The organism is Aquabacter sp., from assembly GCF_965279295.1.
In the GTDB taxonomy this organism is placed as follows: Bacteria; Pseudomonadota; Alphaproteobacteria; order Rhizobiales; family Xanthobacteraceae; genus Aquabacter.
The window spans coordinates 12,371-29,366 of the sequence record NZ_CBDIHQ010000004.1 but is presented as its reverse complement, the minus strand read 5'-3'; the positions used below and the strand labels follow the sequence as shown (position 1 = coordinate 29,366).

The window sequence follows — 16,996 nt, the reverse complement described above, 5'->3', positions numbered from 1 at the left end:
TCGCAAGCGGATTTGACCAGCGATCTCCCCCTCGGGCGGGCAAACAAAAAGGGCGCGGCTTTCGCCGCGCCCTTCTGTTTTCTGATTCTGAAAGGATCAGAAGTCCATGCCACCCATGCCGCCGCCCGGCATCGAGGGGCCGCCGGCTTCACGCTTGGGCAGCTCGGCGACCAGGGCTTCGGTGGTGACCAGCAGGCCGGCCACGGACGCGGCGTCCTGGAGAGCGGTGCGCACGACCTTCGCCGGATCGACGATGCCGGTGGCGATCATGTCCACATACTCTTCGGTCTGCGCGTTGAAGCCGAAGTTCGGATCATCCGACTCCTGCACCTTGCCGACCACGATGGAGCCTTCGACGCCCGCATTTTCCGCGATCTGGCGGATGGGGGCCTCAAGGGCGCGCAGCACGATCTTGATACCGGCGGTGATGTCCGGGTTGGTGGAGGTCACCAGAGCCGCGGCCTTCTTGGCGCGCAGCAGAGCAATGCCGCCGCCCGGGACGATGCCTTCTTCGACCGCAGCGCGGGTCGCGTTCAGGGCGTCGTCGACGCGGTCCTTCTTTTCCTTCACTTCCACTTCCGTGGAACCGCCGACGCGGATCACCGCGACGCCGCCGGCGAGCTTCGCCAGACGCTCCTGGAGCTTCTCGCGGTCGTAGTCCGAGGAGGTTTCCTCGATCTGCGCCTTGATCTGCGCCACGCGGGCTTCGATGCCGGCTTTCTCGCCGACGCCGTCCACGATGGTGGTCTTTTCCTTCTCGAGGATCACCTTCTTGGCGCGGCCGAGCATGTCGAGGGTGACATTCTCAAGCTTTATGCCGAGGTCTTCCGAGATCACCTGGCCACCGGTGAGGATCGCGATGTCCTCCAGCATGGCCTTGCGGCGATCGCCGAAGCCGGGAGCCTTCACGGCCGCGACCTTGAGGCCGCCGCGCAGGCGGTTCACGACCAGGGTGGCAAGGGCTTCGCCCTCGACGTCCTCGGCCACGATCACGAGCGGCTTGCCGGACTGCACGACGGCTTCGAGAACCGGCAGGATCGGCTGAAGGCCGGAGAGCTTCTTCTCGAAGATCAGCAGATAGGGATCTTCCAGCTCGGCGATCATCTTCTCCGCATTCGTGATGAAGTACGGGGAGAGATAGCCGCGGTCGAACTGCATGCCTTCGACGACGTCGAGCTCGGTGTCGGCGGTCTTGGCCTCTTCGACCGTGATGACGCCTTCATTGCCCACGCGCTGCATCGCGCCGGCGATCATTTCGCCGATCGAGGCATCGCCGTTCGCGGAGATGGTGCCGACCTGCGCCACTTCGGCGGAGGAGGACACCTTCTTGGCGCGGGCGCGGATGTCGGCGATGGCAGCGGCGACCGCGAGGTCGATGCCGCGCTTCAGGTCCATCGGGTTCATGCCGGCGGCAACCGCCTTGGCGCCTTCCTTGACGATGGCCTGGGCCAGCACGGTCGCGGTGGTGGTACCGTCACCGGCCTTGTCGTTGGTCTTGGAAGCGACTTCGCGAACCAGCTGAGCGCCGAGGTTCTCGAACCGGTCCTCAAGCTCGATTTCCTTCGCGACGGTGACGCCGTCCTTGGTGATGCGCGGCGCGCCGAACGACTTCTCGATCACGACGTTACGGCCCTTGGGGCCGAGCGTGACCTTCACCGCGTTGGCGAGGATATCCACGCCGCGCAGCATCTTCTCGCGGGCATCACCCGCAAATTTTACTTCTTTGGCAGCCATGTGGCGTGCTCCTGAATAAGAGAAATGGTGACGAGGGAAAGGACGCTCAGGCGATCACGCCGAGGATGTCGCTTTCCTTCATGATAAGAAGATCCTGGCCGTCCACCTTCACTTCGGTGCCGGACCACTTGCCGAACAGGACGCGATCGCCGGCCTTGACGTCCAGCGGGACGACCTTGCCGCTCTCGTCGCGGGCGCCGGGGCCGGCGGAGACGATCTCGCCTTCCTGGGGCTTTTCCTTGGCGGTGTCGGGGATGATGATGCCACCGGCAGTCTTCTGCTCGGCTTCAATGCGCTTTACGACCACCCGGTCGTGCAGAGGGCGGAAGGACATGGGCCTGATCCTCTTCAATTTTTTTCGGCGAGCGCGGCGCTCGCGGCTTTTGGCACTCGGCTTACCCGAGTGCTAGCCTGCCCCGGAGATAGGGACATGCCCCTCGCGCGTCAAGGCCGCGTCCCTTACCTTTATGTAAGAGATGCCGCCGTAGAATGTGCGTGTCGGGGTGCGGGAGGCGGGCCGGAGGCTAGTCCGGGACGAGAATCGACGCCGCGATCATCAGGCTCTATGGTCCCTGTCGCAACGAAGTGAACGCGACGCCGCAGTGCTGGCTTCGGCTCGGAGTGTGTGAATGCCCCTGTCCTCAATCCCTTCCGCAGACGCCCTCAAAAGGAGCGTTCGCGCGCGCCTCGTCGCCTTCGGCTTCGCGCTCAGCGCGCTCGCGCTCGCCGGCTGCGCCTCCGAGCCCCCGCCGCCCCCGGTGCCGGCCATTCCGCAATACACCAGCCCGATCCCGGCATCCGCCCTGGTCGGCCGCTACGGCCTTGCCGCCTATCATCGGCCCGAGGACGCGGTGCGCACGGAAAACCAAGCCAAGGCGCAATGCAGCAATCCCTACATCATCACCGCAGGCCCGAGCGGCGGCGTGTTGATGTATCTGGCGGATGAAACCAAGCAGACCGAGGTGATCTCAAAGCAGGTTCCCGGCCAGCCGACGTTCATCGGCCCCGCCGAGGACCCCGCCGGCGCCGAGCGCGACCGTCAGGTGGTCTCGTTCAACGGCAACGTGCTGGTGCTGCGCTGGATGGATCCCGACGTGCAGAAGCGTTACGGCACCATGGTCTATGTGCGCTGCCCCTGATTGGGCCTGACCCGGCATCGCAAGGCGAGGCCGGGGCATTCCATCCGCGATGAACGGGTCGAGCGATGCCGCCTCGACCCGAAACTCCCGCTTGGATAAGCGGCGCGGCGAATTTGAGAAAAATTCCAGCCCCGAAATGCGAGCACCCGCAATCGATTAGCGGCGTCTTTGGCGTCTACGCCGGCATTTTCCGCTGAGACCGGATTGACGGCGAGTTATGCTCACAGTTAGCATAAGCAATGAAGCCGGCTTTCGACCGGCGATTTTTTCATTCCACTTATGCTCAATTTGAGCATAGCGGGAGGTATGCGCCATGCTTCACGTTCCAGCCACGGACCTCGCCACCCTGCCCCTGCCGCACCTCTACGAGCGGGTGCGGCGCCATGTGCCGCCCATGGAATGGCAGCTTCTGGCCGACGACATCGCGGCGATCCTGGAGCTGAAGCAACGCCGCAACGCGGTGCTCCTGGCGCACAATTACCAGTCGCCGGAAATCTTCCACACCGTGGCGGATATCGTCGGCGACAGCCTGGCGCTCGCCCGCGAGGCGGCGGCCACCGATGCCGACGTGATCCTCATGGCCGGCGTGCACTTCATGGCGGAGACCGCCAAGGTGCTGAACCCCGACAAGATCGTGCTGATCCCCGATGAGAAGGCCGGCTGCTCGCTGGCCGAATCCATCCGGCCCGAGGATGTGCGCGCGCTGAAGGCGAAGTATCCCGGCGTGCCCGTCGTCACCTATGTGAACACCTCGGCGGCGGTGAAGGCGGAATCCGACATCTGCTGCACCTCCGGCAATGCCAAGAAGGTGGTGGAGGCCCTGGGGGTGCCGCGTGTCATCATGATCCCGGACGAATATCTCGCCCGCAACATCGCCGCCCAGACCCATGTGGAGATCATCTCCTGGCATGGCCGCTGCGAGGTCCATGAGCGCTTCACGCCCATGGATATCGCCGATATCCGCGACATCTACCCCGATGTCACCGTGATCGCCCATCCCGAATGCCCGCCCGAAGTGGTGGAGGCGGCCGACTTCTCCGGCTCCACCGCCGAGATGGTGAGCTTCGTCGCGGACAAGCGTCCGGCGCGGGTGGCGCTCGTCACCGAATGCTCCATGGGCGACAATGTGGCGGTGCACTATCCCGAAATCGACTTCGTGAAACCGTGCAACCTCTGCCCGCACATGAAGCGCATCACGCTCTCCAACATCCGCCGCGCCCTGGAAAACATGTCGCCTGAGGTGATCGTCGACCCGGCCCTTTTGCCGGGCGCGCGCGCCAGCGTCGAACGCATGCTGGCGATCCGGTGAGGCCATGACCAACGCCGCCGACCGCGTGATCGTGGTGGGGGCGGGCCTGGCCGGCATTGCCACCGCGCTGGAACTCGCGCCCCTGCCGGTGCTGCTGATCGCCCCGAGCCCCACCGGGACGGACGCCGCGACGCGAATGGCCCAGGGTGGCATCGCCGCCGCCATCGGCCCGAACGATGCCGCCGGCCTGCATGCCGCCGACACCCGCATTGCCGGTGCCGGCCTGTGCGAGGCCGACATCGTCGCCAAGGTCACGGACGCCGGTCCCCATATCATCGGGCGGCTGCTCGCCTGGGGCGTGTTCTTCGACCGCGAACCGGACGGGGGCATTGCGCTCGGGCTGGAGGGCGCCCACGGCCGCGCGCGCATCGTGCATGCCGGAGGCGATGCCACCGGACGCTCGGTGCTCGGCACCTTGGTCGCCTGCGCGCGCGATGCCGCGCATATCGAGCGCAGCGCGGACCTGCGCGCCACCCGCCTGCTGGTGGAGAACGGGCGGGTCGCCGGCGTGTGGTGCACGGACAAGGAGGGCACACCGGTTCTTCATCGCGGCCGCGCCGTGGTTCTCGCCACCGGCGGCCTCGGCGGGCTCTATGCCGCCACCACCAACCCGCTTTCGGCGCGCGGCTCCGGCATCGCCATGGCGGCACGGGCCGGCGCGGTGCTGCGCGACCTCGAATTCGTGCAGTTCCACCCCACCGCCATCGCCACCGCGAGCGACCCCATGCCGCTCGCCACCGAGGCGCTGCGCGGCGCCGGCGCGATACTGGTGAACGATCTCGGCGAACGGTTCATGGCGGGGCGGGATCTCGACCCGCGCGATGTGGTGGCGCGGGCGATCCACAGCCAGATCATCGCGGGACGACGAGTGTTCCTCGATGCCCGCGAGGCGGTGGGCGCGCGGTTTCCCAGCGACTTTCCCTCGGTGCACGCCCTGTGCCGGCGCAACGGCATCGACCCCGAGCGGGACATGATCCCGGTGCGGCCGGCCGCGCATTATCATATGGGCGGCGTGAAGGTGGACGAAATGGGCGCGACCTCCCTGCCCGGCCTCTATGCCTGCGGCGAGGTGGCCTCCACTGGCCTGCACGGCGCCAACCGCTTGGCCAGCAACTCTCTGCTTGAGGCGCTGGCCTTCGCCCATTGGATCGCCGCCGACATCAAGGAACACGACGCCGCCGGGATCGCGCAGACGGCGCTGCCGCCGGTTCTGCCGCCACCCTCCGCCGATCTCGACATGATCCGAACGGTCATGGACCGGGATGTCGGCGTGGTGCGCACGCGCGCGGGGCTCGCAGAGGCGCTGGACCGCTTCGCGCCGCGCATGGCCAGCGATGCCGCCCTGGTCGCCGGGCTCGTCACGGCCGCCGCACTGGCGCGGGAGGAAAGCCGGGGCGGACATTTCCGCGCCGATTTCCCGGAGCGCGCCGACCCCGCGCGCCACAGCGCATTCACCCTGACCGAGGCGCGCCGCCGCTTCCCCGGCCTCTCCGCCGCGCCCATCGAGGACACGCCATGAACCCCGCCCCGATGAGCTTGGCCCCCTTGAGCCTGGCCCCGATGAGCCTCGACCCGTTGCCCGCCATCATGACCGAGCCCGTGGTGCGCGCCGCATTGCTGGAGGATCTCGGCCGTGCCGGCGACATCACCACCGAGGCGGTGATCGGCAGGGACGCCCGGATGCGGGTCGCCATGACCTCGCGCCAGCGCGGCGTGGTGGCGGGGGTGGGCATTGCCATGCAGGCCTTCCGCCTCATGGACCCAGATCTGGCACTCACGGTCCTTTTGGAAGACGGCGCGCCGGTGGCCCCTGGCGACCGGGTGCTCCAGATCGAGGGGCGCGCCCGGCCGATCCTTTCGGCAGAACGGGTGGCGCTGAACTTCGCTTGTCGGCTCTCCGGCATCGCTTCGGCGACATCCGTGCTGGCGACCGCCGCCAGGGCTCACGGCCATGCCCGCATCGCCTGCACCCGCAAGACCACGCCGGGCCTGCGGGCGCTGGAAAAATATGCCGTGCGGGCCGGCGGCGGATCGAACCACAGGTTCGGCCTCGATGACGCGGTGCTGATCAAGGACAATCACGTTGCGGCTGCGGGCGGCATCACTAAGGCTGTGACCGCCGCGCGCGCCCATGTCGGGCACCTCGTGAAGATCGAGCTGGAAGTGGACACGCTGGCCCAGCTCGCGGAAGCGCTGGAGATCGGCATCGACGCGGTGCTGCTGGACAATATGGGACCGGACATGCTGCGCGAGGCCGTCGCCATGGTGGCGGGGCGTGCGATCACCGAGGCGTCCGGGCGGATCACGGCCGAAACCGTGCCGGCGATCGCGGCCACCGGCGTCGACATCATCTCATGCGGCTGGCTGACCCACAGCGCGCCGATCCTCGACCTGGGTCTGGATTTCGAGGATTGAGTTTGGCGGAGCAGGTGCAATGCGCGCCCTCCCGCTTTCGGTAGAGGGGCGACGAGGAGGCCGGCGCCTTTGAGGCTACACTCGCCCCGGCCACACCTCAAGTTGCCCCCTCCCTAACCCTCCCCCGCAAGCGGGAGAGGGAATCAGGCGGGGACGGGAAGGCGCAAAAAGCCGCGTTCAGTCCACTGCGACGATCGGAACCGTCACGTAGCGCAGAAGGCGGGTGAAGGTGGAGCCGAACAGGAAGGCGGTGATCCCCTGTTCGTGGTGGGCGCCGGCTACCAAGATATCGCCCCAGGCCCAACCGATGGACTCGATGGCCCGCTTCCAATCCGGCCCGTCGCCGATGCTGCAAGAGGCATCGATGTCCGTGGGAAGATCGGCCAGGGCCGCCTTCTGGGCATCCTTCGCCTGTTTGCGCCAAGTGTTGGCGACCATGTTCTCGGCCTGGAAACCCACGTCCGAGGGATACATCTGCTTGTCGCGCACCACGAAGGTGACGAGGCGAAGGGGAACCTTGTGCTCGCGCGCCAGATCGATGGCGACGGCAAGCGTCGCCGCGCCCTGCCGGTCATCGGAAAAGGCGCAGGTCACGCGCTCCAGGCGCCGGGGCGCGTTGGAGGCGTAGCCGAGCGGCGCCATCAGGGTCGGGCACTTGGTGCCCGCCAGCACGCCCGATGCGGTCGAGCCGAGGCCCGCCCGCATCTTCTTGCCGTCGCGGGCGGAGCCCACGATGGTGAGGTAGGCGTTCATTTCGTTGGCGACGCGGGAGAGGCCTTTCGCAGCGTTCTGGGCCGCGACGACCATATAGTCCGCCTTCACCCCATCGCCCATGACCGCGCGGGCGCGGGCCAGGGCCTTCTGGGCGTACTGGTCGAGGAACACCTTGTACTCGGCATCCACGGCCGCCGGGGACGGGTAGCCCCACGTCTCCGGCGTCACGACGCAGACGGTGACGGGGATATCCCCTGCCATCGCCATCATGCGCCCGACGGCCAACGCATCGGCGCCGCCCCGGTCCGGCGCATAACCGATGAGGTAGCTCATTTCGCTTCACCCCTCGCCAGCACCGAGTTCTTGAACGAGTAGCCGAAGTAAATCAGCAGAGCGATCGTGATCCACACCGCGAACAGCGCGTAGGTGTCCCAGGGCAGCTGCGTGATGAGGTAGAGGCAGAAGCACACGCTCGCGATCGGAACGAACGGGAACAGCGGCACGGTGTAGCCGCGCGGCAGATCGGGGCGGGTCCGGCGCAGGATCATGACGCCTGTCGACACCACGGCGAACGCGATCAGCGTGCCCATCGAGGTGAGGTTGGCCAGCACGTCCAGCGGGATCAATGCCGCAAGGAAGGCGATGAAGACGGCGACGATGTAAGTGTTCGCCACCGGCGTCATGGTCTGCGGGTCGACCTTCTGGAACAGCTTCGGCAGCAGCCCGTCGCGGCTCATGGCGAACAGGATGCGGGTCTGGCCGTACATAACCACCAGCGTCACCGAGAAGATCGAGATGATCGCGCCGATGCAGAGCAGCACCGACGGCCAGGTGGAGCCGGTGATGTTCTGAAGGATCACGGCGAGGCCGGCGTCCTGGCCGGCGAACTCGGTCCATCGCTGGGCACCGACGGCGGAGAACGCCACCAGCACATAGGCCGCCGTCACCAGCAGCAGGGAGAGGATGATGCCTGCGGGCAGGGTCTTGCGCGGGTTCTTCACCTCTTCACCGGCGGTGGAGATCGCGTCGATGCCGATATAGGAGAAGAAGATCGTACCAGCCGCGGCGCCGACGCCGAGCCAGCCCTTCGGGGTGAAGGGCTTCAGGTTCTCGATGTTGAACGCGGAGAAGGCGATGACCACGAACAGCGCCAGAACGCCGAGCTTCACCACCACCAGGATGGCGTTGATGGTGGTGGATTCGCGCGCGCCCTTGATGAGGAGCGAGGCGCACATGGCCACCAGCACGATCGCCGGCAGGTTGAAGTAACCGCCCGCGCCCGGCGGCTGGCTGATCGCGTCCGGCATCTGCCAGCCGCTGATGTTGCCAAGCAACTGGTTGAGGTACTGGCCCCAGCCCACGGCGATGGCGGACGCCGACACGGCGTACTCCAGCAGCAGGCAGGCGCCCACGACATAGGCGACCAGTTCGCCCATGGTGGCATAGGCATAGGAATAGGAGGAGCCGGACACCGGGATGGTGGAGGCGATCTCAGCGTAGCAAAGCGCGGTCAGCGCGGCAGTGATGCCCGCGATGACGAAGGAGACGATGACCGCCGGACCAGCTTCAGGAACCGCCGCGGTCAGGGCAACGAAGATACCGGTACCGATGGTCGCTCCGACGCCAAGCATCGTGAGCTGGAACAGGCCGATCGAACGCGCGAGATGCCCTTTTCCCCCACCCCCATGATCGTCGACCAAGGCACTTACGGGTTTACAGCGCAGCAACGCGCGCCCCAAAGAGTTTGAACTCATGGAAAGCCCCAATCCTTCCGGTTGTCATTTTTGCCCCTACCGGTAGCAATCCTCGCCCCGGCACAGAGCCCCCAGCAATCAACGTGCCACAAAAAAGTCATATGACCAGTGGGCACGATTCAGTCGTTCAGCAATTTTCCCGTGCGATCGGGCAAGCGGACGGCGCCGGCCACCTTGCCGATGACTTTTCCCGGCCACGCATAAGTCTGACTATGCCGCGCGAAAAGCAGGCCGTCGGTCGTTGCGTGAACCGGCACAACGGCGCCCAGCGGATCGATGATCTCGGCGATCAGGTCGCCGGCCTTCAGACGATCACCGAGCCGGCTACGATAATTCACCAGACCCTCGGCCGGTGCGCGCACCTGCTGCATGGCATCCAGCGGCGTCGCGTCGCAGGTCAGGCGCGGCACGTCGCCAGGGTCGCCCTTAACCAGGCCGCGTCGTTCGAGGAAGCGATAGAGCGCAGCGGCATCGTCCCGTGCCTGCGCATCGTCAACGTCGTCGTTTGAGCGAAGCTCGACCGTGGTCGAGAGGCAAGCCGGCGGGATCGGCAGGTCCGGGAATTGTTTCGCCAGCGTCCACCAGGGGCCGCCGCAGGCCTCATCGAACGGATTGCCGCCCGACACCTCGGCGGTGAGCACCGCGCGCGCATCGATTTCGGCGGCGAGGTCGGCGGCGTCCGGCCAGAGCGGCGTACCGATGTAGAGGTGCATCAGGGCTTCGTTGTCGGCATGCAGGTCGAGCATCAAATCCGCGTCGAAGGCGAGGCCCAGCAAGGTGTGGCGCAGGACCGCCAGTTCGCCCATGGGCAGCATGCGGGCCAGCGCATCGCCCATGGCGGCGCGAATCGCAGCCACGTTTGCAACCGGGTCCGGACCGAGTGCGGGGCCGATTACGCCTGAGATTTCAGCACCGAGGTCAGGATAGTCACGGTTGAAATTACCGCCGCTCACCTCGTCGAACCGGCCCTGGAGAAAGCCGAAACGATGCTGGGTCAGGCCGATGGGATTGGCCTGCGGCACCACCACAACTTCGCCGATGATGTCGCCGCGCGCCGCTGCATCCGCGAGATGTGCGGCAAGGTGGCGCAGAACCAGCATGCCCGGAAATTCATCGGCATGCAGCCCGGCCTGAAGATAGGCCTTGGGCCGCGCTCCAATTTCTCCGAAGCGCAAAACCGTAACTTCTCTTGCGCCGGTGGCATCATTGCCAGGGCTAAGGAGATGCGCGGTTCGCGTGGAGGTATTTGCCTCTAAAAGCGCCATTAACCAACCCCTGCGCGATTTTGCGATGCAGCAGAGGAAGGCCGGCACTGGGCCCTTTACGCTTCCCGCCCCCGCTTGGAAGGAGACCATATTGCTTGCTGCGAACGATTGGGTCTAGACTCTACTTGGCTCGGGATTTTTCGCGGGGAGACGATCGTCCTGCCGATTGGGGTGCTTGGATACTGCGGCGGGTTCCGCCGTGCGCGTGCCAAACCGCCCTTGACAGGATACGGCTTGATTTTGCAGTGCAGCATTTTTGATGCTGCACTCTTAGGTCGCCGTTTCGAGCTTCCCCCGCGAAAGGCTCCGGCCAAACAAAACCTTCAAGATGGGCGGGAGCCGGCGAAGCCGGATCGCTTGGGGAAAACCAAATGGATATCATCTCGACCGCCGCCTATGTCGGCCCGAACAGCTATGCCAAGGTCCCGCTGATCCGTCTGACCGTCGACCTCCGGAACCGGGCGACCGCCTCCGTCGCCAGCTACGGCGATGCGGTCATCGACACGCTTCTCAAGTATCTGCCGACCCTCGCCAACGACACGCTGCCCGACGGTTCTTCCTGGATCGAGTATGCGCGCACCTCGGACGCCTGCGGCCTCGGCGAACTGATCGCCCATGTCGCGCTGAACCTTCAGCGCCTGGCCGGCGAGCCGACCCCTTTCGCCGCCTCGGAGCCGGTCCCTGATTCCGACGAGGTCGAGGTTCTCTACGGTTATGAGTCAGACGAGATCGGCCTTGAGGCCGGCGACCTCGCCTGCGACATCATCATCGAACTGATCGCGCCGCGACGCGACGACGACGAGCCCTATAATCTCGAAGACGAGTTGGCCCGCTTCATCCGCTTCGCCCAGAAGCGCTCGCTCGGCCCCTCGGCCCTGGCGCTGGTGAAGGCGGCGGAAGCCCGCGACATCCCCTGGGTGCGCCTCAACGAACAGAGCCTGATCCAGATCGGACAGGGCAAGTACCAGAAGCGCGTCGAAGCCGCGCTCACCTCCATGACCTCGCACATCGCCGTGGAGATCGCCTCCGACAAGGGCGTGTGCAACAAGATCCTCGGCGATCTCGGCCTGCCGGTTCCCCAGCAGCGCCAGGTCTATGACGCGGACGAGGCGGTCTCCGCCGCCCGCCGCATCGGCTATCCCGTCGTCATCAAGCCGCTCGACGGCAACCACGGGCGCGGCGTCACCGTCAACATCATGACCGACGAAGAGGCCGAAGCCGCCTTCGCCGTCGCCGACGAGGAAGGCAGCGCCGTCATCGTCGAGAGCATGATCACCGGCGACGACCATCGCCTGCTGGTCATCAACGGCAAGCTCGAAGCCGCCGCCAAGCGCGTGCCCGGCCATGTGGTCGGCGACGGCACCAGCAACATCACCCAGCTCATCGAGGTCGTGAACCTTGATCCGCGCCGCGGCGTCGGCCACGAAAACATGCTCACCAAGCTCGAGATGGACGAGCAGGCGGTCCGCCTCCTCACCGAGAAGGGCTACACCGCCGAGAGCATCCCGCCGGCCGGCGAAGTGGTCTATCTGCGCAAGACCGCCAACATCTCCACCGGCGGCACCGCCGTCGACGTCACCGACATCATCCACCCCGATAACAAGCTGATGGCCGAGCGGGCCATCCTGGCGGTGGGCCTCGATCTCGGCGCGGTGGACTTCCTCACTTCCGATATCGCCCAGTCCTATCGCGACACCGGCGGCGCCATCTGCGAGATCAACGCCGGCCCCGGCCTGCGCATGCACATCTCCCCGTCCGAGGGCAAGTCGCGTGACGTGGGCGGCGCGGTCATGAACATGCTGTTCCCGCCGGGAACGCAGAGCCGCATCCCGGTGGCCGCACTCACCGGCACCAACGGCAAGACCACCTGCTCACGCATGCTCGCGCACATCCTGAAGATGGCCGGCCATGTGGTGGGGCAGACCTCCACCGACGCGGTCTATATCGACGGCAATGTCACCGTGAAGGGCGACATGACCGGCCCGGTCTCCGCCAACATGGTGCTGCGCGACCCCACCGTCGATATCGCGGTTCTGGAAACCGCGCGCGGCGGCATCGTCCGCTCGGGCCTCGGCTACATGTTCTGCGACGTGGGCGCGGTGCTCAATGTCACCTCGGACCATCTCGGTCTCGGCGGCGTGGACACGGTGGACGAACTGGCCCGCGTGAAGCGCGTGGTGGTCGAGGTTGCCCGCGACACCGCGGTGCTTAACGCCGACAACGAATACACGCTGAAGATGGCGTCCTACACCTCCGCCAAGAACCTGTTCTACGTAACCCGCAACCCCCATCACGAGCTGGTGCGCGAGCACATTCGCCTGGGCAAGCAGGCCATCGTGCTGGAAGAGGGCCTGAACGGCGACCAGATCGTCATCTATGACAACGGCACCCAGATCCCCCTGATCTGGAGCCACCTGATCCCGGCGACCATTGAGGGCAAGGCGCTCCACAACGTGGAGAACGCCATGTTCGCGGCTGCCATGGCCTATGCGCTCGGCAAGACGCTGGACCAGATCCGCAACGGCCTGCGTACCTTCGACAACACCTTCTTCCAGTCCCCCGGCCGCATGAACGTGTTCGACGAGCACGGCTTCCGGGTGATCCTGGACTACGGCCACAACGAAGCCGCCGTCGGCGCCATGGTGGACCTGGTGGAGCGTCTCGCCCCGCGCGGCGAACGCATCGTCTGCGTTACCTGCCCCGGCGACCGCCGCAACGAGGACATTGTCGCCATCGCCGAGAAGGTGGCGGGCAAGTTCGACACCTACATCTGCCACCGCGACAACAACCTGCGCGGTCGCGGCCCCACCGAGATCCCGGACCTGATGCGCGACGCGCTGATTTCTTTCGGCGTCTCCGAGGACCGCATCCGGATCATTCCCGAGGAAATGGAGGCGCTGGACACCGCACTCTCCATGGCCCGGCACAATGACCTGGTGCTGATCTTCTGCGAGGCGATCGTCGCCTGCTGGAAGAAGATCATCTACTTCAAGCCCGAGGGTAAGGAAGAGCAGACGGCCGCAGCAGCAGCCCGCCCGCTCCAGATTGCCTTTGACGTCCCGGAAGGGTTCAAGATCATTACCGATGAGCGCGGCGTCCTGATTGCGCCAGTCGAATGAGCGGGCGGTAAATGTCATTTTATGACTGGTTCTCGCTCCGGCTGAGCGACGAGCCGACGCGGCGTCTCGCCGTGATCGGCGGCCGGCTGGAAGACGGGAACGCGGCGATATTCGGCGAGATGCACCGCCTCGCCCAGGGGAAGATCGTTGTCTTCCCCACCGCTTCCGGCGAGCCGGAGGAGGTCGGCATCGAAACCGTCCAGGTCTTCCAGGCCTACGGCTTCGAGGCAGAACTATCGCCGGTCTACGGTCCGAACGCGGCTGCGGCCGCGCTCGATCCCGCCAATGCCGCTCAGATCGAGCGGATGGGCAGCGTCTATTTCACCGGCGGAAACCAGACCACCATCGTCGACACGCTCGCCCCCGGCGGCGTGGAGACGCCGGTGCTGGCGGCCATCCGCGCGGCCAACCAGGCCGGTGGGCTGGTTGCCGGCTCCAGCGCCGGCGCGGCGATCATGTCCAAGGTCATGATCATCGGCGGCAACTCCATGGACGCCATGGTGCATGGCGTGACCCCGGACCCCGAAAAGCCCGGCATGCTGATCTCGGAGGGGCTAGACTTCTTCCCGTTCGGCGTGGTGGACCAGCACTTCATCAAGCGCGGGCGGCTCGGGCGGCTGATCGTTGCCATGGCCAAGAGCGGCGTGCAGAAGGGCTTCGGCATCGACGAGAACACCGCCCTGTTCGTGGAGGGGCGGCGCGGCCGCATCATCGGCGAATACGGCGCTTTCATCATCGACATGAGCGACTGCCTGTTCGACGCGCGCGGCCGCACGTTCGAGGACATCCGCTTTTCCTATCTCGACAATGGCGACGAGATCGACCTGGCGCGCATGAAGGCCTATCCGGGCCCGGAAAAGCGCCGCGTCCGCCTCGCGGAAATCGCCTATCGGGCGCCGGCGCGCTCGCAGCGCAACGTGTTCGGCGCCTATACGCTTTACGATCTGCTGGGCCGCCTCGTCCTGGGCGACCCCATCGTCTATGCGGTGGACCGGGCGAGCGCGGTGGATCTGAAAAGCTCCATGGCGGTCACGGTTGAACTGGAACGAGTGCGGGGGCGCTCGCGCAGCCTCGTCACGCTGACCGAAAACGGCTTCCGCATGACGGCGCTGAATTTCCGCGCCACCGTCATGAGTGAAAAGCTCAGCGCGGCGCGCATCGCCAACCGCGCCACCATGCTGCAACGCGACTACGGCATGAAACCAACGCCGGAATCGAGCATCGTGCTGCTGGGCTCGTCCCCGCTCTCCGGCAATGGTGAAATGCTCGCGGAAATGCTGCGGCATTGCCAGGGGGACGTCGGCATCATCGCCTCCGCATCCTCAGAGCCGCGCGAAACCGCTCAGTCCCATATCGACGCCATGCGCCGGCTTGGCCGGACGGGCGTGGATCTCGGCGTGACCATCGACAACGTCGAGAACTGCGGGCACGACAAGGCGCTGGTCGAGCGCATCGCCAACATGAAGTCGATCTTCCTGCCCGGCGGCAATCAGGTGCGGCTTGTGGAAACGCTGCTGTATCGCGGCGAGGAAACGCCGGTTCTGCTCGCCATTGCGCGGGCGCACGCCAACGGTGCGACCATCATCGGCGCCTCGGGTTCGGCCTCCGCTTTGTCGCGGTTCATGATCGCGGGCGGCTCCTCGCAGGAGGCGTTTCGTTTCGGCGTCTCCACCGATTCCGGACATCACGGCCTGGTGCTTCAGGAAGGCATCGGCTTCTTCGGCGGCGGCATCGTCGACCAGAACCTGTTCTCCTCACGCCGGCTCGGCCGCTTGATCGTCGCCTGCGCCGAAGAAGGCGTGCGCTACGGCTTCGGCATCTGCGAGGAAAGCCTGATGAACGTGCGCGGCGACGGTGCGCTCATCGACGTGTTCGGCCGTTACGGCGTGGTGCTGGTGGAGGTGGATCCGAACCATCTCGAACTCCAGTCCGACAGCTTCGTGGCGCGCGGCGTGAAGCTGTCGTTCGCCCGCCCCGGCGACCAGATCGACGTCGTCGCCGGCGCTGTGGTCCGCCACACCACCTCGGATCAAGCAACAGCCACCCTGGTGCGGCTGGTCAACGAACTGGTGACGGAATGCGGGGCGGTGCCGCTCGGCAGTTCGCTCAGCGAAGCCCAGCTCAAGAAGGCCATCGTCATGGGCATCACCGCCATCGGCGAAGGCACCGTGAGCCTCGACATCGAGAGCCCGCGCGACGATCGGACGTAACGTCCGGCCCCTCACCCCAGAGGGGTCGCGTGGCCCAGCTGCGATAAATTCCGGCTTTCGCAACAAGAGTCCAAAAATCTTGCGTCGCGTCACCGACGCTAACGTCACCTTTACCGCTGCGCCCCACACTTCAACTTGTGTAAGCGTTGCGTACGGGTTGCGTCTCATGAATGTGCTGCGTAAAGGGGCGCCCGCCCGGGCGCCCCGCTTCACCGGCAGCCTCGCCGCCGGTCGTGATTCCCTGGTGCTTGATCGCATCCATGTGGGTGAATGCGTGGCGGAGCTGAATACTCTGCCGCCGGCCTGCGTGGACATCGTCTTCGCCGATCCACCCTACAATCTTCAGCTCCAGGGCGAGCTGAAGCGCCCGGACGAAAGCCGCGTCGATGCGGTGGACGATGCCTGGGACCAGTTCGAGAGCTTCGCCGCCTACGACGCCTTCACCCGCGACTGGCTCACCGCCGTGCGGCGGGTGATGAAGCCAAACGCGACGTTGTGGGTGATCGGCTCCTATCACAACATCTTCCGCGTCGGCGCGGCGATGCAGGATCTGGGCTTCTGGATCCTCAACGACGTGATCTGGCGCAAGTCCAATCCCATGCCCAATTTCCGGGGCCGGCGATTCACCAATGCGCACGAAACCCTGATATGGGCGGCGCGCGAGCCGAACGCCAAGGGCTATGTGTTCAATTACGAGGCGCTGAAGGGCGGCAACGAGGACGTGCAGGTGCGTTCCGACTGGCTGATCCCGCTATGCACCGGCCACGAGCGTCTGAAGGACGGCGACGGCCGCAAGACCCATCCCACCCAGAAGCCGGAGGCGCTGCTGGCGCGCGTCCTGCTCTCGGCCTCGCGGCCGGGCGATGTGGTGCTCGACCCGTTCCTGGGAAGCGGCACCTCCGCCGCCGTGGCCAAGCGGCTGCGCCGCCGCTTCATCGGCATCGAGCGTGATCCCGGCTATGCCGCCGCCGCCACCCGACGCATCGCCGCCATCGAGCCCCTGCCGGAAGAGGCGCTAACTGCACCGCCAAGCGCCCGCGAAGCCCCCCGCGTCGCCTTCTCCGCCCTGGTGGAGCGCGGCCTGGTGACACCGGGCGCGGAACTCACCGACGCCAAGGGCCGGGTGCGCGCCGTGGTACGGGCGGACGGCACCATCGCCATCGTCAACAACAATGCCCCCGTGGTCGGCTCGATCCATCGCATGGGCGCCCTCGCCCAAGGCGCCGAAGCCTGCAACGGCTGGACCTTCTGGCACGTCGAGCAGGAAGGCCGCCTGCACCCCATCGACATGCTGCGCGCCCGGTTGCGCGCGGAACTGGGCGTAGGCCAGGAATAAG

12 protein-coding genes are annotated in these 16,996 nt (G+C 66.1%); 7 read left to right on the top strand and 5 right to left on the bottom strand.

Annotated features, from left to right (window positions below):
* Positions 1-96 precede the first annotated feature (96 nt).
* Both groL and groES read right to left on the bottom strand, forming a co-directional pair.
* Entirely contained in the window at positions 97-1,734 is a 1,638-nt protein-coding gene (gene groL, locus ADADO0_RS00820) for a chaperonin GroEL (RefSeq protein ID WP_511303183.1), read from the bottom strand.
* A gap of 46 nt (positions 1,735-1,780) precedes the next feature.
* Complete coding sequence (gene groES / locus ADADO0_RS00815) at positions 1,781-2,068, bottom strand: co-chaperone GroES (protein WP_511303182.1); 288 nt, start codon at positions 2,066-2,068, stop codon at positions 1,781-1,783.
* A 295-nt stretch (positions 2,069-2,363) separates the two neighbouring features.
* Here groES and ADADO0_RS00810 point away from each other — a divergent pair, with 295 nt between their 5' ends.
* The 4 genes from ADADO0_RS00810 (at position 2,364) to nadC (ending at position 6,597) form a co-directional block, all read left to right on the top strand.
* Positions 2,364-2,873 carry a hypothetical protein gene (locus ADADO0_RS00810; protein ID WP_511303181.1) on the top strand — a complete coding sequence of 170 codons (510 nt, stop codon included), beginning with the start codon at positions 2,364-2,366 and terminating at the stop codon, positions 2,871-2,873.
* 313 nt (positions 2,874-3,186) lie between these two features.
* Positions 3,187-4,182, top strand: coding sequence for a quinolinate synthase NadA (gene nadA / locus ADADO0_RS00805; protein ID WP_511303180.1), 996 nt, complete (start codon positions 3,187-3,189; stop codon positions 4,180-4,182).
* 4 nt (positions 4,183-4,186) lie between these two features.
* On the top strand, positions 4,187-5,701 hold the full coding sequence (locus ADADO0_RS00800) for an L-aspartate oxidase (protein ID WP_511303179.1): 1,515 nt from the start codon (positions 4,187-4,189) through the stop codon (positions 5,699-5,701).
* 41 nt (positions 5,702-5,742) lie between these two features.
* The gene (nadC, locus tag ADADO0_RS00795; protein ID WP_511303243.1) at positions 5,743-6,597 is read left to right on the top strand and encodes a carboxylating nicotinate-nucleotide diphosphorylase; all 855 of its coding nucleotides are present in this window, start codon (positions 5,743-5,745) and stop codon (positions 6,595-6,597) included.
* A 177-nt stretch (positions 6,598-6,774) separates the two neighbouring features.
* Here the strand turns inward: nadC and ADADO0_RS00790 are convergent, their stop codons facing one another.
* The 3 genes from ADADO0_RS00790 to ADADO0_RS00780 all read right to left on the bottom strand — a co-directional run bounded on the left by ADADO0_RS00790 (position 6,775) and on the right by ADADO0_RS00780 (position 10,240).
* Complete coding sequence (locus ADADO0_RS00790; RefSeq protein ID WP_511303178.1) at positions 6,775-7,644, bottom strand: universal stress protein; 870 nt, start codon at positions 7,642-7,644, stop codon at positions 6,775-6,777.
* Positions 7,641-9,011: an amino acid permease gene (locus tag ADADO0_RS00785; RefSeq protein ID WP_511303177.1), complete on the bottom strand. Its 1,371-nt coding sequence runs from the start codon at positions 9,009-9,011 to the stop codon at positions 7,641-7,643. Before ADADO0_RS00785 ends, ADADO0_RS00790 begins: the two co-directional genes overlap by 4 nt.
* A 173-nt stretch (positions 9,012-9,184) precedes the next feature.
* Positions 9,185-10,240, bottom strand: a complete 1,056-nt coding sequence (locus ADADO0_RS00780) for a succinylglutamate desuccinylase/aspartoacylase family protein (RefSeq protein WP_511303176.1) — start codon at positions 10,238-10,240, stop codon at positions 9,185-9,187.
* Positions 10,241-10,701: 461 nt separating this feature from the next.
* On the opposite strand from ADADO0_RS00780, the gene cphA reads away from it, so the two are divergent.
* From cphA to ADADO0_RS00765, 3 genes are all read left to right on the top strand, one after another.
* Complete coding sequence (cphA, locus tag ADADO0_RS00775; RefSeq protein ID WP_511303175.1) at positions 10,702-13,449, top strand: cyanophycin synthetase; 2,748 nt, start codon at positions 10,702-10,704, stop codon at positions 13,447-13,449.
* 11 nt (positions 13,450-13,460) lie between these two features.
* Positions 13,461-15,659 (top strand): cyanophycinase, encoded by a 2,199-nt coding sequence (locus tag ADADO0_RS00770; RefSeq protein WP_511303174.1) that lies wholly within the window; start codon positions 13,461-13,463, stop codon positions 15,657-15,659.
* Positions 15,660-15,825: 166 nt separating this feature from the next.
* Positions 15,826-16,995 carry a site-specific DNA-methyltransferase gene (locus ADADO0_RS00765; RefSeq protein ID WP_511303173.1) on the top strand — a complete coding sequence of 390 codons (1,170 nt, stop codon included), beginning with the start codon at positions 15,826-15,828 and terminating at the stop codon, positions 16,993-16,995.
* Position 16,996 lies beyond the last annotated feature (1 nt).

What these genes read in the sequence shown, in the direction of transcription:
- groL (WP_511303183.1), bottom strand. Translation starts at nt 1,734, where the DNA reads ATGGCTGCCAAAGAAGTAAAATTTGCGGGTGATGCCCGCGAGAAGATG.
- groES (WP_511303182.1), bottom strand. Translation starts at nt 2,068, where the DNA reads ATGTCCTTCCGCCCTCTGCACGACCGGGTGGTCGTAAAGCGCATTGAA.
- ADADO0_RS00810 (WP_511303181.1), top strand. Translation starts at nt 2,364, where the DNA reads ATGCCCCTGTCCTCAATCCCTTCCGCAGACGCCCTCAAAAGGAGCGTT.
- nadA (WP_511303180.1), top strand. Translation starts at nt 3,187, where the DNA reads ATGCTTCACGTTCCAGCCACGGACCTCGCCACCCTGCCCCTGCCGCAC.
- ADADO0_RS00800 (WP_511303179.1), top strand. Translation starts at nt 4,187, where the DNA reads ATGACCAACGCCGCCGACCGCGTGATCGTGGTGGGGGCGGGCCTGGCC.
- nadC (WP_511303243.1), top strand. Translation starts at nt 5,743, where the DNA reads ATGAGCCTCGACCCGTTGCCCGCCATCATGACCGAGCCCGTGGTGCGC.
- ADADO0_RS00790 (WP_511303178.1), bottom strand. Translation starts at nt 7,644, where the DNA reads ATGAGCTACCTCATCGGTTATGCGCCGGACCGGGGCGGCGCCGATGCG.
- cphA (WP_511303175.1), top strand. Translation starts at nt 10,702, where the DNA reads ATGGATATCATCTCGACCGCCGCCTATGTCGGCCCGAACAGCTATGCC.
- ADADO0_RS00770 (WP_511303174.1), top strand. Translation starts at nt 13,461, where the DNA reads ATGTCATTTTATGACTGGTTCTCGCTCCGGCTGAGCGACGAGCCGACG.
- ADADO0_RS00765 (WP_511303173.1), top strand. Translation starts at nt 15,826, where the DNA reads ATGAATGTGCTGCGTAAAGGGGCGCCCGCCCGGGCGCCCCGCTTCACC.